Source organism: Georhizobium sp. MAB10 (assembly GCF_045012825.1).
Classification (GTDB): domain Bacteria; phylum Pseudomonadota; class Alphaproteobacteria; order Rhizobiales; family Rhizobiaceae; genus Georhizobium; species Georhizobium profundi.
On the sequence record NZ_CP118314.1, the window covers coordinates 590113 to 612483 of the forward strand.

At 63.1% G+C, this 22371-nt stretch carries 27 protein-coding genes; 17 read left to right on the forward strand and 10 right to left on the reverse strand.

All coding sequences use genetic code 11. The features are described 5' to 3' along the window. The first annotated feature begins 112 nt into the window (after positions 1-112). Positions 113-535 (forward strand): metallopeptidase family protein, encoded by a 423-nt coding sequence (locus PU133_RS02650; protein WP_126007468.1) that lies wholly within the window; start codon positions 113-115, stop codon positions 533-535. A gap of 22 nt (positions 536-557) precedes the next feature. On the opposite strand, the gene PU133_RS02655 is transcribed toward PU133_RS02650, so the two are convergent. Both PU133_RS02655 and PU133_RS02660 read right to left on the reverse strand, forming a co-directional pair. Continuing rightward, entirely contained in the window at positions 558-764 is a 207-nt protein-coding gene (locus tag PU133_RS02655) for a DUF1737 domain-containing protein (protein ID WP_404863390.1), read from the reverse strand. Beyond that, on the reverse strand, positions 761-1687 hold the full coding sequence (locus tag PU133_RS02660) for an HpcH/HpaI aldolase/citrate lyase family protein (protein ID WP_404863391.1): 927 nt from the start codon (positions 1685-1687) through the stop codon (positions 761-763). Before PU133_RS02660 ends, PU133_RS02655 begins: the two co-directional genes overlap by 4 nt. A gap of 56 nt (positions 1688-1743) precedes the next feature. On the opposite strand from PU133_RS02660, the gene PU133_RS02665 reads away from it, so the two are divergent. The 9 genes from PU133_RS02665 (at position 1744) to PU133_RS02705 (ending at position 9893) form a co-directional block, all read left to right on the forward strand. Beyond that, on the forward strand, positions 1744-2931 hold the full coding sequence (locus tag PU133_RS02665; RefSeq protein WP_404864417.1) for an NAD(P)/FAD-dependent oxidoreductase: 1188 nt from the start codon (positions 1744-1746) through the stop codon (positions 2929-2931). Positions 2932-3011: 80 nt separating this feature from the next. Further along, a complete protein-coding gene (locus PU133_RS02670) occupies positions 3012-3263 on the forward strand; it encodes a hypothetical protein (protein ID WP_404863392.1) in 252 nt (83 codons plus the stop codon). 111 nt (positions 3264-3374) lie between these two features. Beyond that, positions 3375-3980, forward strand: a complete 606-nt coding sequence (gene leuD / locus PU133_RS02675; RefSeq protein WP_404863393.1) for a 3-isopropylmalate dehydratase small subunit — start codon at positions 3375-3377, stop codon at positions 3978-3980. 44 nt (positions 3981-4024) lie between these two features. After that, entirely contained in the window at positions 4025-4258 is a 234-nt protein-coding gene (locus PU133_RS02680; RefSeq protein ID WP_199864404.1) for a DUF2798 domain-containing protein, read from the forward strand. A 116-nt stretch (positions 4259-4374) separates the two neighbouring features. Continuing rightward, positions 4375-7185 carry a DNA translocase FtsK 4TM domain-containing protein gene (locus PU133_RS02685; protein WP_404863394.1) on the forward strand — a complete coding sequence of 937 codons (2811 nt, stop codon included), beginning with the start codon at positions 4375-4377 and terminating at the stop codon, positions 7183-7185. Between the two features lie 100 nt (positions 7186-7285). Next, positions 7286-7966: an outer-membrane lipoprotein carrier protein LolA gene (locus PU133_RS02690; protein ID WP_126007482.1), complete on the forward strand. Its 681-nt coding sequence runs from the start codon at positions 7286-7288 to the stop codon at positions 7964-7966. Between the two features lie 99 nt (positions 7967-8065). Beyond that, a complete protein-coding gene (locus PU133_RS02695) occupies positions 8066-8875 on the forward strand; it encodes an exodeoxyribonuclease III (RefSeq protein ID WP_126007484.1) in 810 nt (269 codons plus the stop codon). Positions 8876-8961: 86 nt separating this feature from the next. After that, entirely contained in the window at positions 8962-9645 is a 684-nt protein-coding gene (locus PU133_RS02700; protein WP_404863395.1) for an exopolysaccharide biosynthesis protein, read from the forward strand. 77 nt (positions 9646-9722) lie between these two features. After that, positions 9723-9893, forward strand: coding sequence for a hypothetical protein (locus PU133_RS02705; RefSeq protein WP_164527764.1), 171 nt, complete (start codon positions 9723-9725; stop codon positions 9891-9893). A gap of 64 nt (positions 9894-9957) precedes the next feature. On the opposite strand, the gene PU133_RS02710 is transcribed toward PU133_RS02705, so the two are convergent. The 3 genes from PU133_RS02710 to PU133_RS02720 all read right to left on the reverse strand — a co-directional run bounded on the left by PU133_RS02710 (position 9958) and on the right by PU133_RS02720 (position 11544). Beyond that, positions 9958-10305: a hypothetical protein gene (locus PU133_RS02710; RefSeq protein ID WP_404863396.1), complete on the reverse strand. Its 348-nt coding sequence runs from the start codon at positions 10303-10305 to the stop codon at positions 9958-9960. Positions 10306-10376: 71 nt separating this feature from the next. Next, on the reverse strand, positions 10377-10835 hold the full coding sequence (locus PU133_RS02715; protein ID WP_404863397.1) for a cyclic nucleotide-binding domain-containing protein: 459 nt from the start codon (positions 10833-10835) through the stop codon (positions 10377-10379). A 25-nt stretch (positions 10836-10860) separates the two neighbouring features. Then, positions 10861-11544, reverse strand: a complete 684-nt coding sequence (locus PU133_RS02720; RefSeq protein ID WP_126007492.1) for a response regulator transcription factor — start codon at positions 11542-11544, stop codon at positions 10861-10863. A 122-nt stretch (positions 11545-11666) separates the two neighbouring features. Between PU133_RS02720 and PU133_RS02725 the strand changes: the two genes are divergently transcribed. Further along, entirely contained in the window at positions 11667-12209 is a 543-nt protein-coding gene (locus PU133_RS02725) for a L,D-transpeptidase (RefSeq protein WP_404863398.1), read from the forward strand. 4 nt (positions 12210-12213) lie between these two features. Here PU133_RS02725 and PU133_RS02730 read toward each other — a convergent pair whose 3' ends face one another. The 5 genes from PU133_RS02730 to tsaD all read right to left on the reverse strand — a co-directional run bounded on the left by PU133_RS02730 (position 12214) and on the right by tsaD (position 15785). Continuing rightward, on the reverse strand, positions 12214-12885 hold the full coding sequence (locus tag PU133_RS02730) for a class I SAM-dependent methyltransferase (RefSeq protein ID WP_404863399.1): 672 nt from the start codon (positions 12883-12885) through the stop codon (positions 12214-12216). After that, entirely contained in the window at positions 12886-13314 is a 429-nt protein-coding gene (locus PU133_RS02735) for an EVE domain-containing protein (RefSeq protein WP_404863400.1), read from the reverse strand. A 1-nt stretch (position 13315) separates the two neighbouring features. Beyond that, positions 13316-13612 (reverse strand): YciI-like protein, encoded by a 297-nt coding sequence (locus tag PU133_RS02740; protein WP_404864418.1) that lies wholly within the window; start codon positions 13610-13612, stop codon positions 13316-13318. Positions 13613-13680: 68 nt separating this feature from the next. Then, a complete protein-coding gene (locus PU133_RS02745; RefSeq protein ID WP_404863401.1) occupies positions 13681-14706 on the reverse strand; it encodes an NAD(P)H-dependent glycerol-3-phosphate dehydrogenase in 1026 nt (341 codons plus the stop codon). Then, positions 14703-15785: a tRNA (adenosine(37)-N6)-threonylcarbamoyltransferase complex transferase subunit TsaD gene (gene tsaD / locus PU133_RS02750; RefSeq protein WP_404864419.1), complete on the reverse strand. Its 1083-nt coding sequence runs from the start codon at positions 15783-15785 to the stop codon at positions 14703-14705. The genes PU133_RS02745 and tsaD overlap by 4 nt, the downstream gene beginning before the upstream one ends. Positions 15786-15882: 97 nt before the next feature. Here tsaD and hemC point away from each other — a divergent pair, with 97 nt between their 5' ends. From hemC to PU133_RS02780, 6 genes are all read left to right on the forward strand, one after another. Beyond that, complete coding sequence (gene hemC, locus PU133_RS02755) at positions 15883-16812, forward strand: hydroxymethylbilane synthase (protein ID WP_404863402.1); 930 nt, start codon at positions 15883-15885, stop codon at positions 16810-16812. 4 nt (positions 16813-16816) lie between these two features. Next, on the forward strand, positions 16817-17515 hold the full coding sequence (locus tag PU133_RS02760; RefSeq protein ID WP_404863403.1) for a uroporphyrinogen-III synthase: 699 nt from the start codon (positions 16817-16819) through the stop codon (positions 17513-17515). A gap of 79 nt (positions 17516-17594) precedes the next feature. Beyond that, complete coding sequence (locus tag PU133_RS02765) at positions 17595-18860, forward strand: COG4223 family protein (RefSeq protein ID WP_404863404.1); 1266 nt, start codon at positions 17595-17597, stop codon at positions 18858-18860. Positions 18861-18893: 33 nt separating this feature from the next. Beyond that, entirely contained in the window at positions 18894-21017 is a 2124-nt protein-coding gene (locus PU133_RS02770) for a heme biosynthesis HemY N-terminal domain-containing protein (protein ID WP_404863405.1), read from the forward strand. 101 nt (positions 21018-21118) lie between these two features. Further along, on the forward strand, positions 21119-21577 hold the full coding sequence (locus PU133_RS02775; RefSeq protein WP_126007510.1) for a TerB family tellurite resistance protein: 459 nt from the start codon (positions 21119-21121) through the stop codon (positions 21575-21577). A gap of 8 nt (positions 21578-21585) precedes the next feature. Next, positions 21586-22353, forward strand: coding sequence for a glutamine amidotransferase (locus tag PU133_RS02780; protein WP_404864420.1), 768 nt, complete (start codon positions 21586-21588; stop codon positions 22351-22353). Positions 22354-22371 lie beyond the last annotated feature (18 nt).

The window sequence follows — 22371 nt, forward strand, 5'->3', positions numbered from 1 at the left end:
GCGCGAGCATTGTTGGCTCGGCTTGGTCGTCGCGTCGAGCAATGTCGCGCAGCGCTTTGCCTCTCGCACTGCACGCTGCAATCGCCTATATGGCCCGAAAGAAAGGGTACCGATGGCGGAAATGGACCAAACGAACGACTGGACGAGGGCTTATGCGCCTTCGCTGGCGGAATTCGAGTCACTGGCACGCGAGGCGTTTGCACGCCTGCCCGACGAGTTCCGTGCTCTGACCGGCGACGTGATTATCCGGTTGGACGACTTTCCGTCAGACGAAATCTTCGAGGACATGGCGCTCGAGACCCCGTTCGACCTGCTTGGGCTGTTCGAAGGCCGCGGTGTCGGCGAGCGCTTTTCGCTGGAAACCGGCGAGTTCCCGAACCGCATCACGCTCTATCGTCGTCCCATTCTCGATTATTGGGCGGAAAACGAGGAAACGCTCGGCGACATCATCGCCCACGTCCTCATCCACGAGATCGGCCACCATTTCGGCTTGAGCGACGACGACATGGAGCGGATCGAAGAGACGGTCGACTGACCGGTCGACCCACAGCTGGCCGTCATTGCTCGCCGAGCTTCATCTCCGGGACGTAATCCACGCCTTCGACTTCCTTGTAGACCGCCTGTGCGCATTTCATGGCCTTCGTCTCCGCGTCAAATGCGTAGGCCGGCGAGCCGCTGAGCAGCCAACCCTTGTTCAGTGCTGCCGTCACCTTGTGGCAGAAGCTCGCGTCATCCGGTCCGGTCAGCAGTCGATAGAGTTTCATTTCCGTGCTCCCTTGCGCGCATCAATTGCGTCAGCCTTGGTCAAAAGGCGTTGGGCATCGATCAGATGCAGCCGCTCCACCATCCGCCCATCGATATTGATGACGCCTTTGGCCGCGTTTGCAGGCTGGTCGAACGCCATGACGATGCGTTCCGCATACTGTCGCTCGTCAACGCCGATGCCGAAGGCGTCGTTGGCTGCCGCGATCTGGGCCGGGTGGATCAGCGTCTTGCCGTCGAAACCCATGTCGCGGCCCTGGCGGCACTCGTCGGCGAAGCCTTCCGTGTCGCGGAAATCATTGTAGACGCCATCAATCACATCAAGCCCGAAGGCGCGCGCGGCGAGCAGGATCTGCATCAGCCAAGGCACGAGATATGGCCGGCCCGGAGTGACGCGAACGCCGGTGTCTTTCGCAATATCGTTCGGCCCGACGACGAAGCAATCCAGCCGTGAGCCGTAGGTTCTGGCCGCAGCGGCAACATGACCGGCATTCATGATGCCTTTCGGCGTCTCGATCATGGCCCAGAGCCGCATCGTCTCGTGTGCGTCGGTCTGATCGAGCGCGGAGGCGGCTGTCTGGATCGCCGCCGGCTCCTCGACCTTGGGAAGCAGGATCGCGTCGACGCCGCCTGCGCGGGCGGCGAGCAGGTCTTCCGTTCCCCACTGCGTGTCGAGCCCGTTGATGCGGACGATGCGCTCGCGGCCCTGCAGATCCAGATCGCGCAGCACCTGTCGCATGTTTTCCCGCGCTGCATCCTTCTGGTCTGGTGCGATGGAATCCTCCAGATCGAAGATCACGACATCGAAGTCGAGCGTCGGCAGCTTGGCGATGGCGCGCTCGTTGATCGCCGGCACATAGAGAACGCTTCGGCGCGGACGGACGGGACGGGACGGCTGTTGTTCGGCGGCGGAGCGATTTGACATGGCGCTGTTTTGCCTTTCAGGCTGCAGCCACGCAAGAGCTTGAGCGAGCACCCGTGATTCTTCCGACGAGCACTTCCCCGTCTTCCCGTTTCGACATTGTCATCGCAGGCGGCGCAATCATGGGCAGCATGGTTGCACTCTTCCTGCGGGAAGAGGGCTTTACCGGGTCGATCGCCATTGTCGAGCCCGATCCCACCTACTCGAAGGCCTCGACCACGCTTTCGGCCGCCTCTATCCGCCAGCAATTCTCCGAACCCGAGAACATCGCGCTGTCGCTGTTCGGGCTGGACTTCATCCGCGGCCTCGTCGATCGCTTCGGGCCCGACGCCGATGTGGGGTTGACGGAGAACGGCTACCTCATTCTCGCAAGCGCCGAGGGACAAGCACAGATCGAAGCCAACCATGCCGTCCAAAAGGCCGCAGGTGCCGATATCGCGCTCTTGAATTCGGCCGAGCTCGCTGCGCAGTTCGATTGGCTGAACACGGAAGGGCTGGCGGCGGGTGGTTTTGGGCGGAGCGGCGAGGGCTGGTTTGATGCGCACCGGTTGCTGGCGATCATCCGGGGCGAACTCCGGCGTCGCAATGTGGCCTTTCTGCAAGCGCGGATCACGGGCGTCGAGGTGAAGGGCGGTCGCGTGCAGACATGCCGCCTGGATGACGGGTCGGAGTTTTCCTGCGGCGCGCTGGTGAATGCGGCCGGTCCGTCGGCCGGGAGGTTGGCGGCGCTTGTCGGCATCGACCTTCCGGTGGAGCCGCGCAAGCGCACCGTGTTCGTTTTTTCGGCCCGCACCATGTTGCCGGCGATGCCGCTGACCGTCGATCCGAGCGGCGTCTATGTCCGGCCGGAAGGAGGCCTCTTCATCACGGGAACGACGCCGCCTGGGGACGCGGCTGCCGAGGCCGATGATTTCGAGCCGGATTATCATCTCTTCGACGAGATCATCTGGCCGGCGCTCGCCCACCGGGTTCCGGCGTTCGAAGCGATCCGTTTCGAGCGTGCCTGGGCAGGGCATTATGAATACAACACGCTCGACCAGAACGCGGTGATCGGCCCGCATCCCGAGATCGCGAATTTTCATTTCATCAACGGATTCTCGGGCCACGGCCTGCAGCAGGCGCCGGCGGCTGGCCGGGCGGTCGCGGAAATGATCGTGCATGGTGCATACCGCACCATCGACTGCAGCGCTTTCGGGTTCGGCCGCATCCCGCAGGGCCGGCCGTTTCTGGAGCGCAATGTCATTTGACATGTTCGTGAGCGCCGCTGCCATTGAAGCGCCTTGATTGCAGCTCCACATTGACGGTGTTGAAACAGGATACCCAATTGATGGACACGCTGCGCAACGCGATCCAAACCGTCATCGGCCTCACCCTGGCCGTTGCATCCTTCGCCATCATGGCCGCACTCGGCCTCGCCTTCGTCGGCATCGTGCTGGTCGTCGGCTTGAGCACCGCGCTTGCACTCAAAGTCTTCGGATCCAATCAGGCTCGCCCCGTTATGGCCCGTACGCAGAATGGCCGGCGCAACCGCGAGCCGCGCATCTGGAACGACGGCCGCGGGACGATCATCGATCAGTAAGCCGTAATCGCCGCGCGGTTCTCTCTCGAGACGTGCGAGCGACGTCAAACCTCTTCATTTTCCGGCCGGGCTTTGCTAAAGCGGGCTGGAATTGAAGCGGAGATCAGTCCTTTGGAAAAGTTCGACAAGCTTACCGGTGTCGCGGCGCCACTGCCGATCGTCAATATCGACACGGACATGATCATTCCGAAGGACTATCTGAAGACCATCAAGCGCACCGGTCTCGGTACCGGACTGTTTTCGGAAATGCGCTACCTGGAAGACGGGTCCGAGAACCCGGATTTCGTCCTGAACAAGCCAGCCTATCGCAATTCGAAGATCCTCGTTGCGGGCGACAATTTCGGCTGCGGGTCTTCTCGCGAGCACGCGCCCTGGGCGCTCGCCGATTTCGGTATCCGCTGCATCATCTCCACGAGCTTCGCGGACATCTTCTACAACAACAGCTTCAAGAACGGCATTCTGCCGATCGTCGTCTCCAAGGACGAGCTCGAAAAGCTGCTCGACGATGCCGAGCGCGGTTCTAATGCGACCCTGACGATCGATCTTGAAGCCCAGGAAATTCGCGGCCCGGATGGCGGCGTCATCCGCTTCGAGCTGGATTCCTTCAAGAAGCATTGCCTGCTCAACGGTCTCGACGATATCGGCCTGACGATGGAACGCGCTTCGGCGATCTCCGGTTACGAATCCAAGCTCGCCGACACCCGTCCCTGGGCCTGACCAATGGTGCGGCCCTTCGGTGTCGAAGCAGAAGGGGTCACACGGTGACTCCCTTCGTTCCGCGCTGGGCCGCCCCCATCCTGTTTGCCGTCGTGGTCACCTGCATCATGACGTGCATCGTCTCCGGCATCTCGACCGTTTCGGCGGTCGGGTTGTCCGATCCGAGACTCGGAGCCCTCTGGTTCCAGGCATGGATCCCATCGTGGCTCGTGGCCGCCCCGATCATGACCGTCGTCGCGCCGCTCGTCAGGGGCGCCATCCAGCGCATGACGCTCTAGCGCGTCCGACCTTCCTCCCAATGCTTCCAAGACGTGAGTTAAGCGGCCATTAACCATGGCGCGGCTAGTGTTTGCCCGTAATTCGCGCCAATTGCGGCGCGCAATGCGGGTGTGGCATGCGACGAGCAATCGAAGTTGAAAACGGCAGTTTCGGCGGACGCGGACGTGAAAGACCGGGATACAGCCAGCTGGCTGCCCGGCAGAATCAGCGATCGATCTTTCGCGTTCCGCCACTTCTGAAAACACCGTTGCGCATCACCGGCGCGCTGACGATCGTCGCTCTCCTTGCTTTCGCCGTCGGCGCATTGGCAACCTGGAACGTCAACGATCCGAGCTTCTCCTATGCCCATGGCGGGCGCCCCACCAATGCGCTCGGCTTTGCGGGTGCCGCTTTCGCCGATATCGGCATGCAGTTCTTCGGTCTCGGCGCCGTCTTTGCCATGATCGCCCCTGTCTTCTGGGCCATTTTCCTCTTTCGCGGCGTACCGCTGGTGCCGGTCTTCCGGCGGATGGTCGCATGGATCATCGGCGCGGCTCTCTTCTCCGCCGTGCTCGCCTGCGTCACGCCGCCGGCTCACTGGCCATTGCCCACGGGCATTGGCGGTGTTTTCGGCGACATGATTCTGCGCGTCCCCGCCTCCCTGATCGGCGGCTTTCCTTCCGGCATCTATTCCGTGCTGATCGGGCTGGTGCTCATCGGTCCTGCAGTCTGGCTCTCCATGTATGCCGCCGTGCTGGTCGATCGCCGCGACGTCTTCGATGCCGACGAGGAGGATGATCTCGTCGAGGACGACATCGAGGACGACGATTTCGAGCCGGAAAGCGGCCGCCTGCTCGCGCTCGGTGCGATGGCACATTGGTGGTATTCCATGCGGGCTACGGCGCGCCGGATCAGCGGTGGACGCATCGGGAAAGACCGAGGCCGTGACGAATTCGAAGAGCCTTACGATTTCAACGACGATACCTTCGTGACCCTGGATGGCCGTCGCGAACCGGAATTGGCGGAAGCACCTGTCGTCAAGCGCCGCATAGCGCCATCGATCGAACTCGATGACCGTATCGACAACGACGACGACGCGCTCGATTTCGCGCCGGCGCCGAAACGCCGCACGCCTGCCCGGCCGATCGAGCCCTCGTTCGAGGAGCCTATGGCGATTGACGAGGATGACAGCTATCTCGATGATCGTCTGCACGCCGTTGACGACGACGCTGAGGATCTGGATGACGGCATGGTCGAGCCCGACTGGGCGCCGGAGCCTCGCCGCCAGCCTGCCCGCACGGTTGCAGCCCCCGCTCCCACCCCGGTACAGATGCCGCAGGCAGCCCGTGCCCCGGTGCCTGTCGAAAAGGTGCGCAAGCCCGTCCGCATCAACCGCGAAGCGGCGGCAGAGGGCAGCGACGGGTTCGACATGCCGTCGCTCGACCTGCTGAACGAGGCCAAGAACCTCGGTCGCGATGCGAGCCTCTCCGACGAGATTCTCGAGCAGAATGCGCGCATGCTGGAAGGCGTGCTGGAGGATTTCGGCGTTAAAGGCGAGATCATCCAGGTAAAGCCCGGCCCGGTCGTGACACTGTACGAATTGGAGCCTGCGCCAGGCATCAAATCGTCACGCGTCATCGGTCTTGCCGACGACATCGCCCGCTCGATGAGCGCGATCGCCGCCCGCGTGGCCGTGGTACCCGGCCGCAACGCCATCGGTATCGAATTGCCGAACGCGCGTCGCGAGACGGTCTATCTGCGCGAAATCATCGCCAGCCGCGATTTCGAACAGTCCAAGGCGAAGCTTGCGCTTGCGCTCGGCAAGTCGATCAACGGCGACGCCGTCGTGGTGGACATCGCGAAGATGCCACACGTGCTCGTCGCCGGTACCACCGGCTCGGGCAAGTCGGTCGCCATCAACACGATGATCCTGTCGATCGTCTACCGCATGTCGCCCGAGAAATGCCGGTTGATCATGATCGACCCGAAGATGCTCGAGCTTTCCGTCTATGACGGGATCCCGCATCTTCTGACGCCCGTCGTCACCGATCCGAAGAAGGCCGTCGTCGCGCTCAAATGGACCGTCCGGGAGATGGAAGAGCGCTACAAGAAGATGTCGAAGATCGGTGTGCGCAACATCGATGGCTTCAACCAGCGCGTCGAGCAGGCCCTGAAGAAGGGCGATACCATCTCGCGCACCGTCCAGACCGGCTTCGACCGCGAGACCGGCGAGGCGGTCTACGAGACGGAAGAGTTCGCGATGGAGGCGATGCCCTACATCGTCGTCATCATCGACGAGATGGCCGACCTGATGATGGTCGCCGGCAAGGAGATCGAAGGCGCGGTGCAGCGGCTGGCGCAGATGGCGCGTGCTGCCGGCATTCACGTCATCATGGCGACGCAGCGTCCGTCGGTGGACGTCATCACCGGCACGATCAAGGCGAACTTCCCGACCCGCATCTCCTTCCAGGTCACGTCGAAGATCGACAGCCGCACCATTCTGGGCGAGCAGGGCGCCGAACAGCTGCTCGGCATGGGTGATATGCTCTACATGGCCGGCGGCGGGCGCATCCAGCGTGTGCACGGGCCGTTCGTTTCCGACGAGGAAGTCGAGGACGTCGTGGCGCATCTGAAGGCGCAGGGCGTGCCCGAATATCTCGACGCGATCACGGAAGACGACGATGACGGCGAAGGCGGCGGCGGTGGTGGTCCGGCAGGGACATCGAATCTTGAAGGCTCGGACGACCCTTACGATCAGGCCGTTGCCGTCGTTCTTAGAGATGGCAAGGTCTCGACGTCCTACATCCAGCGCCGCCTCGGGATCGGCTACAACCGCGCGGCATCGCTGATCGAGCGCATGGAAAAGGAAGGGGTCATCGGTCCCGCCAACCATGCCGGAAAGCGCGAAATCCTGGTGCCGACCGAAGACGACATTTCCGGTCGGTGACGGCGCTCCAAGCGTGTTGGGTGCGGCATTCTCGCCGCACGAGGAACCGACATAGTGGCGCCGCAGTTGATTGGGAAAAAACGCTTCGTAGGAGAAGACGATGACCACAAGACTCGAAGCAGGAACAAACACCAGCGCCCGCTCGCGGCGCTCCGTGCTGAAGGGCGCAGTCGGCCTGCTGGCCATGGCGCTCGTGGCGATGCCGATGGCAGCCGCCATTCCGACCCCTGCAGCAGCGCAGGACAGCCAGATCGCCCAGCAGATCGCGAACCATTTCGCCTCGATCCGCACGATGACCGGTGACTTCGTTCAGTTCGGGCCACGCGGCGAACAGACCGGCGGGACCTTTCACATCGCCCGGCCCGGCAAGATGCGGTTCAACTACCAGGAGCCGTCGCCGATTCGCGTGATTTCGGACGGTGACTCGGTGGTGATCGGCAACCAGAAACTTGGCACTTGGGACGTCTATCCGCTGAACAGGACGCCTCTGGCGCTTCTTCTGTCGGAAAGCATCGATCTGTCAGCATCGAACGTCGAGTCGGTCAACCAGCAGCCGGATCTGATCACCATCGTCATGTCGGACAGTTCTATGTTCGGCAATTCGAAGATCACCATGATGTTCGACCCGAACACCTATGATCTGAAGCAGTGGACGATGCTGGACGCGCAGAACAAGGAAACGACGGTGATGATCATGAACGTCCGCACCGGCGTCGATTTTGCCGCGAACGTCTTCGATGTGCCCTATGATCAGCTGCGCGGACGCGGCACGCAGCGTTAAGGCCTGTTTGCGCCATTTGAGCGCGCCAAAACTTCCGCCATTGCCTCGAAGGCAAGGTGCACGATACATCCCCGGCATCATCTGCCGGGGATTTTCTCTTTGTCGTTTTCGATTGCCACGTGGAACATCAATTCCGTTCGTCTTCGCCTGCCTCTCGTGGAAGCCTTTCTCGAAAGCCACCGTCCGGATGTCCTGTGCCTGCAGGAAACGAAATGTCCGAACGACGCTTTTCCCTTCAAACGTCTGCGCAAGCTCGGCTACGAGCACATTCTCGCGCACGGGCAGAAGGGCTATCACGGCGTCGCGACACTCTCGCGCACCCCAATTCTCGCCGAAGAACGGATGGATTTCGGCGATGTGGGCCATGCCCGGCATGCGTCCTGCGTCATCGCGGCGGGCGCCAAGCGCATCCGGATCCACAATTTCTACGTCCCGGCGGGCGGAGACGAGCCCGACCCGGAGATCAATCCGAAATTCGCGCACAAGCTCGCTTATCTGGCCGAACTGAAGCTTGTGCATGCCGAGCGGGAACGGGAAGAGGGCATATCCTCCGTCCTTGTCGGTGATCTCAACATCGCGCCCCTGGAAACCGATGTCTGGTCGCACAAACAATTGCTGCGCGTCGTCAGCCACACGCCGATCGAAACGGAAGGACTGCTGCTGGCTCAAAGCTCAGGTGCATGGACCGATCTGATGCGCGTGCACATCCCGCCGGAGGAGAAGATCTTCACCTGGTGGAGCTATCGCGCCAAGGATTGGGAAGCGTCCGACCGCGGGCGCCGGCTGGATCATATTTGGTCGTCGGCCGATCTCGTCGAGAACCTCACGCGGATCGATGTGCTGCGCGAGGCGCGCGGCTGGGACCGTCCATCAGATCACGTTCCGGTCATCGCCCATTTCGATCTCTAGACAATCGCCCGCATAGCGCTCTACGGGCAACAACCACCGATCTCGTTCGTTCATCATCCATCGCACATCATCGAAAGCGCAATCATTTGAACGAGGCAGGACATGAGGACCGAGCGGGCGAAGGCTCAGACGCGGGTGCGGGCGCGGGTGCAGAAGACTGCGGCACGCTCGCAATGGACGATGACAACCCTCTGCAATCCATCGTCACCTGTGTTCGGGCGGCTGGCGATGGTGACGTCGTCTCAATTGCGGATATCGTCACTGCGCTCGGTCGCGCATCCTTTGCGCCGCTCTTGCTGGTGCCAGGCCTGATCATCATCAGCCCGTTGAGCGGCATTCCGGGGCTCTCATCGATCGGAGGCTTCATCATCGCTCTCATCTCGGTGCAGATGGCCCTGCAGCGCAACCATGTCTGGCTGCCGCGATGGATCCTGAAGCGGGAGGTCGGGCGCGATCGGCTGAACCGGGCGCTGGACTTCATGGAGCGGCCGGTGCGCTTTGCTGACAGGATCACGCGCCCGCGCCTGGAGCTGCTCGTTCAGCCGCCTCTCGCTCTCATCCCGCAGTTCCTGTGCGTCGCGTGCGGTGCGGCGATGCCGTTCTTCGAGCTCGTGCCGTTCTCATCGTCCCTGCTGGCCACGGCCGTCACGCTGTTCGCCACGGCACTCGTCACCCGGGACGGGCTTCTGGCCCTCTTTGGCTACATCGTTCTGGGAGGCGGAGGCTCGGCGCTGTTCCTCTTTGTCGGTAACGCCGTGGAAGCGATGTAAAATCGGCTCTTATTTAAGCGACAGCGCAACATCATGCGGGCCCATGCGTTATCCCTCCAACCAAGGAGGCTTACAAAATGAACGATTCCGAAAAGACGAAAAACCCCGCCAAGGAAAGCCTGGAAGAAGAGCGCAAGCACCAGGATACCGACGACAATCTGGAAGAGGGTCTGGAAGATACGTTCCCTGCCAGCGACCCCGTTTCGGCCACGCAGCCGAAGAAGCACAAGGGAAATGGCGACACGTAAGATCGCCAATCAGGATAAAAAAAAGGGCCTCGTTCGGGGCCCTTTTTCGTTGGATGCCGTCAGCTCAGTCGGCGTCTTTGTCCACCGGACGTGGATCGACTTCCGGATCGGCGCTCTCATCCGGGTCTGCGCCCTCATCGATCTCATCTTCAGCTTCGATGTCGCCCTCTACGCCGATCTGACCGGATCCGCCGACTGGATCAGGCAGTTCCTCGACATGAAACCCATCGACGCCTGCCGGCACTTCTTCCAGTTCCTCATCGGCATAGGGACGGTTGCCCTGCAGGCGGCTTTCCTCGTTGCCTGGCTCGTCGCTATAGGGCCAGCCCTCGTCGATGTCGCGTTCGGTGTAAGCCTTGTAATCTTCCTTGCGCGTCGTGTGTTCGCGCTCGCCTTCTGGCCGGTCTAACATGTTTGTCTCCATGATCATTTTCATGAACAGGAAACGCGGAGCTCGGTGGTTTGTTCAGCCCGTCCGCTCAGCTAGCCGCCAAGGCGTGGCGACAGGGCGCTCAAATCGTCGATCAGGCGCTGAAGATTGGCTTCGATACGGCGCTGCATGATGGTCCCGAGTTCGGGATATTCCTCGATCATGCGGTTGAACAGCGGGCGGGTGATGCGGATCACCTCGGATGATTCCGCAGCGACGGCGGTCGTCTTCCGCTCGGTCAGCGAAATCAGCGCCAACTCGCCAAGAAGTGTCCCCGGCCTGGCTGCGCCGAGCTTGATCGTCCGGCCCTGATGATCGGTACGTTCGAGATCGAACGCACCACTCGCCACCGCATAGGCACAATCAGCCGCGGAGCCTTGCCGGAAGAGCACCTGGCCCGCAGGGATGCGGCGCCGCTCGGCACCGAACGCTACCAGGCGCAATTGTTCGTCGCTGAGATCGCCGAAAATCGGCACATCGCCCAAGATCGTGATGTCGTCTTTCAGGGACATGGAGCGATGCTTGTCCTTGAGCGCATCACGGGACGATCTTGTATCCGCCGCTCTCCGTCACCAGGATTTCGGCGTTGGATGGATCGCGCTCGATCTTCTGCCGCAGGCGGTACACGTGGGTTTCGAGCGTGTGCGTCGTCACGCCGGAATTGTAGCCCCAGACTTCCTCCAGCAGCACATCGCGCGTCACCACCTTCTGATCCGCACGGTAGAGGTAGCGGATGATGGCCGATTCCTTTTCCGTCAGGCGGATCTTGCCGCCGTTCTCGTCGGTGAGGAGCTTCTGGCTCGGCTTGAACGTATAGGGCCCGACAGTGAAGGTGGCATCTTCACTTTGCTCGTGCTGGCGCAACTGCGCGCGGATACGGGCGAGGAGAACCGCGAAGCGGAAAGGTTTGACGACATAGTCGTTCGCGCCGGATTCCAGACCGAGAATGGTGTCGGAATCGGTATCGTGACCCGTGAGCATGATGATGGGGGACTTGAAGCCGCCCTTCCGCAAAAGCTTGACCGCTTCGCGGCCATCCATGTCCGGCAGGCCGACGTCCATGATGAGGAGGTCGACGGACGCGTTGCGCGCCGTATTGACGCCCTTGGTGGCAGTCGGCTCTTCCAGGAGTTCAAATTCCTCGCAGAGCGCAAGCTGCTCCTTCAAGGTCTCGCGCAAATCCGTATCATCGTCGACGATCAGGATGGTGCGTGAGGTCATGGGGCAGCTCCTGTGCTCGGTTTGCGCATCAGTGCGCAACGCCGAATGTTTAGGCGCTTTGCCTTCGCCTTCAAAGTGGTAAATGTGATCGCCGATCCTCCAGACCGCCGAGACACTGCAAATTGATAGGTCCGTTATCGCCATCCATCGTCACCGTGCGTCGCAAGCCGGGTGCGCACAGTCGCGGTCTTCTATCGGTCGGAGGCGGCAGCGTCGTCTTCGATGTTGCGCTCGGCAAGGGTGGCATCTCGGCCTTCAAGCGCGAAGGCGATGGCGCCACGCCGCGCGCCGACCTGGCGGTGCTGCATGGCTATTGGCGTAGCGACAAGGGGCCGCGTCCTGACACCGCGCTGCCCATGCAGCCCATTCGCCATGACGCCGGCTGGTGCGATGCGCCCTGGCATGCGGCTTACAATCGCCCGGTGAGACTGCCATTTCCAGCAAGCGCGGAAACGATGCGGCGGACGGATGACCTCTACGACATCGTCCTCGTGCTCGACTGGAACATTGCCAGCCGCCAGGCGGGCCGCGGCAGCGCCATTTTCATGCATCTCGCTCGCCCAGGCTATCTGCCGACGGAAGGCTGCATTGCGCTGGCGCGTCGCGATATGCTGCGGTTGCTGCGATCGGTGAACACTGGCACACGCGTCGTGGTCACCGGTTAAGATATCACGGCGCCGCGCGGAAGCGGTAGACGCTGGTGCGTTTGACTTCGGAATCCTCGAGCGCCGTCAGCACCGGCACCTCATAGGTGGCCAGTGTCTCGAGATGATCGGCGGGCTTGTAGCTGCGGCCGGGATCGCCGACGAGAACGGTGGCGCCGCGCGCTGCGAGAGCTTTGAACCAGGGCAGGATCGCCTGGGTCATCGCCCGATCGTAGAAGACGTCGCCGGCGAGCAGCACGTCCCACCCCTCGTCCATCCCGACCAGATCATGCGATGTGGTGGTCATCGTCACGCGGTTCAGTGTGGCGTTGAGCTTGCAGGCGCTGAGCGCCCAACGGTCCGTATCGACCGCAAAGACCTCTCTCGCGCCGGCCTTCAGCGCCGCGATCGCGACGATGCCCGAACCGGTCGCGAAATCCAGCACGCTCTTGCCGGCCACGCAGTCCGGATGATCGAGGACGTAGCGCGCAAGTCCCTGGCCACCGGCCCAGGCGAACGCCCAGAAGGGCGGCGGCAGGCCGATGGTGCCGAGTTCTTCCTCGGTCTTCAGCCAGAGATCGTGGGCTTCCGTCGCCAGATGCAGCGCGATCTCCGGCACATGGGGCGGGCGGGTCACACTGGTGTTTTCGCGGATGAAGCGCTCGGCGATCAGGTCGGGATCGGCCGCGCTTTCCATTCAGCGCGGCGGCTTGTCGAGCCCGCCCATGCGGCAGACTTCCAGATATTCATCGTCCGTCACCGGCTGTACAGAAAGGCGCATCGACGTGACGAGTGACATCTGGGCCAGCTTCGGATTGGCCTTTACGTCCTTCAGGGTCACCGGCTTCGGCATGTCGCACACGGCGCGGATATCCACGCATTCCCAGCGAGGATCGTCGATCGTCGTATCCGGATGGATCTCGCTGCAAACCTCGACGATGCCGACGACTTCAAGACCTTCGTTCGAATGATAGAAGAAGCCTTTGTCGCCGACCTTCATGGCGCGCATGTTGTTGCGGGCCTGGTAGTTGCGGATGCCATCCCACTGCTCGCCCTTCTCGCCGCGGGCCTTCTGCATCTCCCACGACCATTTGAACGGCTCAGACTTGAACAGCCAATATGCCACGTCAGCGCGCCTCCGGCGGATTGAACGTCCAGTTCCACGGCGTTATCTCGACGGTCTCGAACAGGCCGGCCTTGGCATAAGGGTCTGCGGCGGCAACGGCTTCGGCTTCGGCAAGGTCGGCGCATTCGAAAATCAACAGGCTGCCGAACGGCTTGCCGTCTTCGCCGAGCAGCGGTCCAGCGATTTTCAGGACGCCGTTGGCGTTCAATGCATTGAGATGCTCGACATGGGCGGGACGCGTATCCAGCCGCAATTGCAAGGCGCCGGGCTTGTCCCGGCAGATGGCGGCGAAATACATCGGCATACTCGCGTTCGTTGACGATCGGGCTTGAGCGTCGCGCTCATTCGCCCGAGAGGATCGATCCGTCAAGTCTTGGGCCCTTGGTCGAAGGTCGCGTCCTCGCTGCGAAGAGGACGACGCATCAAGTCTTCCATCGCCTGTCCGACGGTCAACCGTCCCTCGATCACGTCAGACACCGCCGTTGCAATCGGAAGTTCGATGCCAGCCCGACGCGCGAGATTGCAGGCGACTGCGGCCGTGAATGCGCCCTCGGTGAGGGGCTGGCCTGGTTTCGAGAGCTCCTTGGGAGGCGCCCCTTGGCCGATGGCGCGCCCGAAGCGGAAATTGCGCGACTGGTCGCTGGTGGCGGTCAGCACCAGGTCACCAAGGCCGGAGAGACCCGCGATCGTCTCCGCCTTTCCGCCAAAGGCCGCGGCAAACCGCGTCATTTCAGCAAGACCACGCGCGATGAGCGCGGCGCGGGCGGACTGGCCGAGTGCGGCGCCATCGACGATGCCAGCGGCGATCGCGAGCACGTTCTTGAGCGCGCCCCCGATCTCAACACCGGCGACATCGCCGCTCGCATAGAGCCTGAATGTGTCACCGGAAAGCGCGGCGGCTGTCGCCTCGGCCCTTGCGCGATCGCTGGAAGCCAAAGTCATGGCCGTTGGCAGGCCATTTGCCATGTCGGCCGCAAAGCCGGGGCCCGAAAGAACCGAAATCGGCAGGCCTGGCGCAGCTTCTGCAGCCACTTCTGACAGGAAACGATGCGATGCGCACTCGATGCCCTTGGCGCAGATGACGAGCTCGCACTCAGGTCCGACATGCGGGCGCAGGGTCTGGATCATTTCACCCTGCGCCTGGGCCGGCACGGCAACGAGGATGCGGCTGGCGTTGCCAAGTGCGGTGAGGTCATTGCGCAACTCGATGCGCTCCGAAAGGACTACGCCCGGCAGAAATCGGGCGTTCACTCGCGTGTCGCGCATGTCCCTGACCTGCGCGGCATTGCGCGCATACAGCACGAGTGGTTCGGAGCGGCTGCGGGCGAGCGTGCAGGCCAGCGCCGTTCCGAATGCTCCGGCGCCGACGATCGCGAGATCGGGGCCGCTCATGCTTTCGCCCCGCGGCGACCGGAGCCGATGCGGACCTCGGCGCTCTCGTCGAGCGGCCAACGCGACCGCGGTGCGACATCGGCCGTATCTGCCGGCAAGCCCAGCGCCATCCGCTCGGCGCCGGCCCAGGCAATCATTGCCGCATTGTCGGTGCAAAGCTCGATCGGCGCCGCAATCAGGCGAAATCCATGACGATCGGTCAGCGAAGCGAGAGCGGTTCGGATCGCGCGGTTCGCCGCGACGCCACCGGCAACCACCAGCGCGGGTGTATCGATCTCGGGGAAATCAGCCCGAAACCTTTCGATGCCGCGCGAAAGGCGTTCCTCCAGCGTGTCCGTCACGGCTTTTTGGAACGAGGCGCAGAGATCGGCGACGTCTTCTTCCGAAAGCCGAGCATGTTTGGCGGCCTGCTGGCGCACTGCGGTCTTCAGGCCGGAAAAGGAAAAATCGAGGCGCTCTTCGCCCCGCATCGGCCGGGGCAAATCGAAACGGAGGGGATTGCCGCTTGCTGCGCGCCGTTCCACTTCGGGCCCACCGGGATAGGGCAGGCCGAGGAGTTTCGCCGTCTTGTCGAATGCTTCGCCGAGCGCATCGTCGATCGTGGTCGCCAGCCTGCGGTAATCCCCGACGCCGGCAACGACCAGAAGCTGGGTGTGCCCGCCGGAAACGAGCAGCAGCAGATAAGGGTCCCGGATCCCGTCGGTGAGGCGCGCCGTCAACGCGTGGCCTTCGAGATGATTGACGGCATAGAGTGGCTTGCCCGTTGCCGCCGCGATCGCCTTGCCGGTCATCAGCCCGACAATCAATCCGCCGATCAGACCCGGACCGCTGGTGGCTGCGATTGCGTCGACGTCATCGAACGTCGTCTCGGCGCGGGCAAGCGCTTGCGAAATGATGCCGTCCAGCGCCTCGACATGGGCGCGTGCCGCGATTTCCGGTACGACGCCGCCGAAAGGGGCGTGCTCGTCGAGCTGGCTCAAAACGACGTTGGAGAGGATGTCGCCCGAGCCGTCAGGATTGCGGCGCACGAGCGAGGCGGCAGTTTCGTCGCAGCTCGTTTCGATGCCGAGAACAACAATGGAATTTGCCATGATGGGGCTTCGTCGACTTTGAGCTGGCGATTGCAGGGGCTCGCAATCCCGTTTACCTGTCGTGCGGTAACATGGACGGAGAGGCATGCGAAAGAGACAATACCGCATCGGTACGCGTGGCGGCCCGCTCGCGCTCAAACAGGCCCATGAACTCAAGGGTCGCCTGATGGCGGCACATGGGCTTGACGAAGACTGTTTCGAGATCGTCGTTCTGTCGACCAAGGGCGACCGCATCACCGATCGACCGCTGTCGGAAATCGGCGGCAAGGGCCTCTTCACGCTGGAGCTCGAAGAGCAGTTGTCCGACGGCAGGCTCGATCTCGCCGTGCACTCCTCCAAGGACATGGCGACGAAGCTGCCGGATGGGCTTTATCTCTCGGCGTTTCTCGAGCGCGAGGATGTGCGCGACGCCGTGATCGGCCGTACCGCGCCTTCGATCGAGGCGCTGCCGGAAGGCGCAATCGTCGGGTCGTCGTCGCTCAGGCGCCAGGCGCTCATCCGCCGTTTGCGGCCCGACCTCAACGTGATCACCTATCGTGGTCTTGTCGAAACCCGGTTGCGCAAATTGGCCGAAGGCCAGGTAGATGCGACGCTGCTGGCATTCGCCGGTCTCAAGCGGCTCGGCATGGAGGAGGTCGTCACGCATCTTCTCGATGTGGAAAGCTTTCCGCCCGCGCCAGGCCAGGGCGCCATCTGCGTCGAAAGCCGGATCGGCGACGGCGAAGTCGCGCAGCTGGTGGAGCCGGTGAACCACGCGGCGACGCATGCAGCACTTCTGTGTGAGCGAGCTTTCCTCAAGGAACTCGATGGCTCCTGCCGCACGCCGATCGCCGGGCTGGCGCAGCTCGTCGATGGGACGCTGACGTTTTCAGGCATGATCCTGAAGCCCGATGGCAGCGAAGCACATGAGATCAGCGCTGAGGGAGACCCGGCGAAGGCCGTCGATCTTGGCACGGAAGCCGGGCGCACCGTTCGCGAGCGCGCCGGAGCGGATTTCTTCGCCGACTGGACCTGAAGCCTTGCGCGTCATCGTCACCCGCCCGGAGCCCGGACTGTCACGCACGATGGCGCGGCTCGGCGCGGAGGGGTACGAGGCGGTCGCCTTGCCGCTGACACGCGCTGTCACGCTCGTCGATGGCGTGAAGGATGCGCAGGAAATGCAGCCCGACTTCTATGTGGCGACCAGTGCCGCGGCGCTCGATGCTGCGAGCGAGGCACTCGACCGTTCTCTGCGCATCTGGACCGTCGGGCCGGCCACGGCGAAGCGTGCTCGAAAGGCAGGGTTTGCCGTTGTCCGGCAGGGACCGGGCGAGGGCCAGGGGCTTGCGCGTGCGATCATCGAAGCGGAAGCGGCTGACCTCAAGCTTCTCTATCTTGCCGGCCGGGAACGCACCTCTGGTTTCGAGGACATTCTGAAAGCGGCGGGTCGCGTGATCAATGTCGCGGAAGTCTACGATGTCGAGCCGATCGACCATGGCGCCGACGCGATCTTCGCTGCATTCGCGGACAATCCGGCGGTCATGCTGTACTCGGCAGGGGCAGCGCGCTCGCTCGCCAAACAGGTGCATCATGAGACCCCGATCATTGCGGTCTGCATGAGCGAAAACGTCGCGGCTGCATTGCCGGAATATTGGCGCGAGACATGCGTGGTTGCCGCGACTCCGAACGAAGATGGAATGGTCGCTGCGCTCGGTCTCGTTCGGAACCAACGCAGATAAATGCCGTTTATGCATTTCAGTCTCCCCCTTGTCCGTTCTATGATCGGCCCCTTATTTTAGTGACCGATGAGGATTGCCCATGGCCAAGCCCGTGCAGCGCCGCCGTTCTGCCAAATCTGCCGACCAAGTTGCTGGTGCCGACACGTCACCGGTAGTCGCGCAAGCGACCGCCCCGACCACGACGCTGCGCTCGGCCGAACACGTAAAGGCAGTCGATCTTAGGCGGTCGCAATCGGGGACGACCGCGCGCTCGGCAATTCCTGCTCCAGCGGGCACCTCTTCTGCACCTGCGGCGTCGGCCAAACCTGCGCCGTCCACATCGCAGGCATCAGCCACGACGCGATCGATTGCTTCGACGGCTCCAGCCGCGGCTGCACAGCGCAAGTCGGGTGGCGGGGCGATGGGTCACGGCATCGCGGCAGTCGTCGGCGGTCTCGTTGTGCTTGCCGGTCTTGGCGCCTATCAGATGCTGTCACCGAGTGATGGCGCCGATACAGGCCAGGCGGATACCGTCGCCTCGCTCGAGGCACAGATTGCGGAATTGCGTGATGGCGTTGCCGCCTTAACGGAAGCTGCAGGCACCGGCGAACCGGTCGACGACACCGCGTTGCGCGATGAACTGACCGCGCTGGGCGAGCGGATCGCCGCCATCGAGACTGCTGCCACCGCCAACACCTCCAACGACGCTGCCGCAGCCAATGCCACTGCGCTCGATGAGTTGCGGACAGCTTTAGCTTCTGAGCAGGAAGCTCGGGAGGGCCTGGCAAGCGAGGTCGCAAGCCGCCTTGAAGCGATCGAGGCAGAGGTCGCCGACATATCTGCCGAAGAGCGTGCGGCGCTGGCATTTGCCGCGGCATCCCTGAAGAGCGCGATCGACCGCGGCGGCGCCTTCTCCGCTGAACTCGATGCCTTTGCCAATATCGCACCGGACAATCAGGCGGCAGAGAGCCTGAGGCCTTTCGCTGAGTCGGGTCTGCCGACGCGCACCACGCTCGCCGAGCAATTTCCGGACGTGGCGCGTGAAATGCTGCTCGCGATCAATGTCGGCTCGCAGGATGCCGGCGTTCTCGATCGCCTGATGTCGAGCGCGCTTTCCGTCGTGACCGTTCGTCCCACCGGCAATGTCGAAGGTGGAACGCCGGTGGCACGGATCGCCCGCATGGAAGCACGCATCAGCGAGGGTGATCTCGCTGCGGCGCTAAGCGAATGGGAAGCGTTGCCAGAACCCGCAAAGGCGGTTTCACAAGATTATGCCGAACAACTGCGCGGTCGTGCCGAGGCCGATCAGATCACCGATGCCGCGCTGACCTCGGCTTCGGAAGCTATTTCTGCCGAAACCAACTAAGCGCGTGCCAAAAACAAACGTCGGGAGCCGTCCATGATCCGCATCTTGTTCTTCGTCGCTGTCATCCTGGCGCTTGGCCTGTGTTTCGCCTGGCTTGCGGATCGCCCAGGCGAGATGATCCTGATCTGGCAGGGGCAGCGCGTAGAAATGTCGCTGATCGCCGGGATCACCGGCTTCTTCCTGGCGCTGGCAGCAATCGTCTTCCTGCTGTGGCTGGTGCGCACGCTGTTTTCTTCGCCGCATCGCGTCAGCCGCTATTTGCAGAACCGTCGTCGCGACAAGGGCTACAATGCTCTGTCGCGCGGTCTCATCGCAGCCGGTGCCGGTGATGCCGCGCTCGCCAAGAAGATGAGCCGCCGTACCCGCACGCTCATCGACGCCGACAAGGAGCCGTTGATCCACGTTCTCGAAGCGCAGACCTACATGATCGAAGGTCGCCATGACGATGCGCGGGCGAAATTCGAAGCGATGTCGGAAAAGCCCGAGACCCGGGCGCTCGGTCTGCGTGGGCTTTATCTGGAGGCTCGACGTCTTGGTGCATCCGAAGCCGCTCAGCAATTCGCCGAGCGTGCGGTGGAGAAGGACCCGCAGCTCTCCTGGGCCGGCCAGGCAGCGCTGGAATATCGCACCAAGGACGGACAGTGGGACGACGCCATCCGTCTGCTCGACAAGCAGCGGCAGGCACGCACGATCGAGCGGAGCGAAGCGGACCGCAAGCGCGCGGTCCTGCTGACGGCCCGGGCCATGAGTGTGCTGGAATCCGATCCGCGGCGGGCGGCTTCGGATGCCCAGGAAGCGTTGCGTTTGGCGCCAACACTGGTGCCTGCCGCTGTCGTCGCGGCCAAGGCACTCTTCCGTCAGAACGATCTGCGGCGCGGCTCACGCATCCTGGAAAAGTCCTGGAAGCACAGCCCGCATCCGGAAGTCGGCGCGACCTATGTGCGTGCGCGCGTCGGTGATTCCGTTCAGGATCGGCTGAAGCGGGCGCGCAAGCTCGAAGCGTTGAAGCCCAATCATCTGGAATCGCTGACGCTCGTCGGACGCGCGGCGCTCGATGCGCATGACCATACTCTGGCGCGTCAGCGCGCAGAGGCTGCGCTGCGTATCTCGCCGCGCGAAGGGCTCTATCTCCTTCTCGCCGATATCGAAGAAGCCGACACCGGCGATCAGGGCCGCGTCCGCCATTGGATGGCGCAGGCACTCCGCGCGCCGCGCGATCCGTCCTGGACGGCGGACGGCTATGTTTCCGAGCAGTGGGCACCGTTGTCCCCGGTCACGGGCAAGCTGGATGCATTCGTCTGGAAGGTCCCGGTCGAGCAGCTGTCGGGGCCTGAACTCGAGGCTCAGACATATTCGGTGAAGGATGCAGAGCTCGCTCTGCAGACCGTTCCGCCGGTCGCCAAGTCAGAGCCGACCGCACCCATTCAGCCATCGCGCGCGACGGCAGAACAGAAGCCCGTAGAGGCCGGCGCAGCCGAAGCGGCGCCTGCACCCGCGCCAAGCGTAGAGGCCGCGAAGCCATCGGAGCAGCGCGTCGCCAATGACACCACGATGGGCGGGCCCTTGTCCGAGACCGCAGCTCCTAAACCCGCGTCCCCTGAGAAGAACCCGGCCGACAGTGGCGCCGTGATCATCCCGCTGCAGTCGAGCAAGGAAACGCCGACCAAGCGTGACGATGTCGTTGCCGCCGCGCCCGTGGCCGAAGCATCAACGCCAACGCCAGCAGCCGATCAGAAGACATCGGGATCGACGCCGTGGTTTCGCCGCAAGCCGGTGGTGAGCGAGCCGACCGGTCGCGGCGTCGGAGAGCCGGCTGAAAGATCGCCGGAGGCGACGCCTGCGCCGCGTGGCGAGGCCTCGTCTGATCCTTCTGCACCCACCGACAAAGTGCAGACAGTGGCATCGGCGCCACAGGCGGCGTCGAGACCCGTCATCGTTGAGAGCGCAGCCACGACCCACGGAACGGCGGAGCCGACGAGGTCACGGCCACCCGCGCCGCTGCGCCCCCATGTGGTCGAGACGACGGATGCTGCCAAGTCGGAAAAGGAGCGGGAAGAGCGCTTCCTGACCCAGCGAATCGACGACCCGGGGGTTCGCAAAGGCGAGGCTTCCGAGGAGCGCAGCAAGTCTCAGTCTTCGCGCTTCCGCCTGTTCTAGGACCAGCGCGTTCTGCCCGGATCAAACAGGCGTGTCACTGTGACGCGCCTGCAACAGTCAGCGCATTGCGCGACTCACGCCGATCTGTCGTTATTGGGGTTATGCTCGAGCGTCTCCAAAAGCTGTTTCAATCCGTCACCCACAGTGAGCGTGCCTCGCGCCAGCTGACGCGCGACGATCCTCGCGTGGCAGCGGCGGCGTTGTTTTTCCATGTGGTAGACGCGGATGGAGACGTGCGCCCGAACGAGCGCAAGAAGCTTCGCGATGTCGTCGCTGCAGCCTACGATCTCAAGGGCAGCGAATTGGATGCCGTGTTGAAGGCCGGCCAAAAGGCTGACGACGAGGCTGTCGATCTCTACGCATTCACCAGCGTGCTCAAGCGGTCGCTGGACGAAGATCAACGGATCAATTTCATCGAGCTTCTCTGGGAGGTGGTGTACGCCGACGGCGAGCGCCATGAACTGGAGGAAAATGTCGTCTGGCGCATCGCCGAACTTCTCGGCGTTTCCACTAGACAGCGAGTGTGGGCCAGACAACGCGTGGAAGGCGAGCAGGACTGATGAACTTCATGTCTGGACGACAGGGTTTTGGATCGCGGGAATTCGATCCCGCACCGCGCATCCTCGTCGTGCTGCACCAGGAGCGGTCGAGCCCCGGGCGGGTCGGTCTGATGCTGGAGCAAGCCGGATTTGCGCTGGATATCCGCCGGCCGGTTCTGGGCGACCCGCTTCCCGATACGCTTGAGCGCCATGTCGGGGCGATCGTCTTCGGTGGCCCGATGAGCGCCAATGACGAGGATGAGGGTATTCGGCGCGAGATCGAGTGGCTGAAGGTTCCTCTGTCGGAAAACAAGCCCTATCTTGGCATCTGCCTCGGTGCGCAGCTCCTCGTTCGGCACCTCGGTGGTAAGGTGGAGGCACATCCCGACGGGCTGACGGAAATTGGCTGGTATCCGTTGCGGCCGACGCCGGAAGGGGCCGCGCTGATGAACTGGCCGTCGATGGTCTATCACTTCCACCGGGAAGGCTTCGAACTGCCGCGTGACGCGACGCTGCTTGCAACCGCCGACGACTACGAGAACCAGGCCTTCCGCTTCGGGGAGAATGCCTGGGGCGTCCAGTTCCACGGCGAACTGACCCAGGCCATGATGCACCGCTGGGTGGTGCACGGGGCGCATCGCTTCGACCTGCCAGGCGCACAGCAGGGTCGGGATCACCTGCACGGACGCATGATCCACGACGGGCCTCTGCGCGCATGGCTCGCCGAGTTCCTGTCGATGATCTTCATGCGCCGGCTCGATCGCGAATTGGGCGCCATGGCGGCGCGCCAGGTTTAAGCGCCTATCGGTGCGGCA

What these genes read in the sequence shown, in the direction of transcription:
- PU133_RS02775 (WP_126007510.1), top strand. Translation starts at nt 21,119, where the DNA reads ATGCTCGAGCGTCTCCAAAAGCTGTTTCAATCCGTCACCCACAGTGAG.
- PU133_RS02705 (WP_164527764.1), top strand. Translation starts at nt 9,723, where the DNA reads ATGAACGATTCCGAAAAGACGAAAAACCCCGCCAAGGAAAGCCTGGAA.
- PU133_RS02685 (WP_404863394.1), top strand. Translation starts at nt 4,375, where the DNA reads ATGCGACGAGCAATCGAAGTTGAAAACGGCAGTTTCGGCGGACGCGGA.
- PU133_RS02710 (WP_404863396.1), bottom strand. Translation starts at nt 10,305, where the DNA reads ATGTTAGACCGGCCAGAAGGCGAGCGCGAACACACGACGCGCAAGGAA.
- PU133_RS02715 (WP_404863397.1), bottom strand. Translation starts at nt 10,835, where the DNA reads ATGTCCCTGAAAGACGACATCACGATCTTGGGCGATGTGCCGATTTTC.
- PU133_RS02745 (WP_404863401.1), bottom strand. Translation starts at nt 14,706, where the DNA reads ATGAGCGGCCCCGATCTCGCGATCGTCGGCGCCGGAGCATTCGGAACG.
- PU133_RS02660 (WP_404863391.1), bottom strand. Translation starts at nt 1,687, where the DNA reads ATGTCAAATCGCTCCGCCGCCGAACAACAGCCGTCCCGTCCCGTCCGT.
- PU133_RS02770 (WP_404863405.1), top strand. Translation starts at nt 18,894, where the DNA reads ATGATCCGCATCTTGTTCTTCGTCGCTGTCATCCTGGCGCTTGGCCTG.
- PU133_RS02650 (WP_126007468.1), top strand. Translation starts at nt 113, where the DNA reads ATGGCGGAAATGGACCAAACGAACGACTGGACGAGGGCTTATGCGCCT.
- PU133_RS02780 (WP_404864420.1), top strand. Translation starts at nt 21,586, where the DNA reads ATGTCTGGACGACAGGGTTTTGGATCGCGGGAATTCGATCCCGCACCG.
- hemC (WP_404863402.1), top strand. Translation starts at nt 15,883, where the DNA reads ATGCGAAAGAGACAATACCGCATCGGTACGCGTGGCGGCCCGCTCGCG.
- PU133_RS02655 (WP_404863390.1), bottom strand. Translation starts at nt 764, where the DNA reads ATGAAACTCTATCGACTGCTGACCGGACCGGATGACGCGAGCTTCTGC.
- PU133_RS02765 (WP_404863404.1), top strand. Translation starts at nt 17,595, where the DNA reads ATGGCCAAGCCCGTGCAGCGCCGCCGTTCTGCCAAATCTGCCGACCAA.
- PU133_RS02720 (WP_126007492.1), bottom strand. Translation starts at nt 11,544, where the DNA reads ATGACCTCACGCACCATCCTGATCGTCGACGATGATACGGATTTGCGC.
- PU133_RS02690 (WP_126007482.1), top strand. Translation starts at nt 7,286, where the DNA reads ATGACCACAAGACTCGAAGCAGGAACAAACACCAGCGCCCGCTCGCGG.
- PU133_RS02730 (WP_404863399.1), bottom strand. Translation starts at nt 12,885, where the DNA reads ATGGAAAGCGCGGCCGATCCCGACCTGATCGCCGAGCGCTTCATCCGC.
- PU133_RS02670 (WP_404863392.1), top strand. Translation starts at nt 3,012, where the DNA reads ATGGACACGCTGCGCAACGCGATCCAAACCGTCATCGGCCTCACCCTG.
- PU133_RS02740 (WP_404864418.1), bottom strand. Translation starts at nt 13,612, where the DNA reads ATGTATTTCGCCGCCATCTGCCGGGACAAGCCCGGCGCCTTGCAATTG.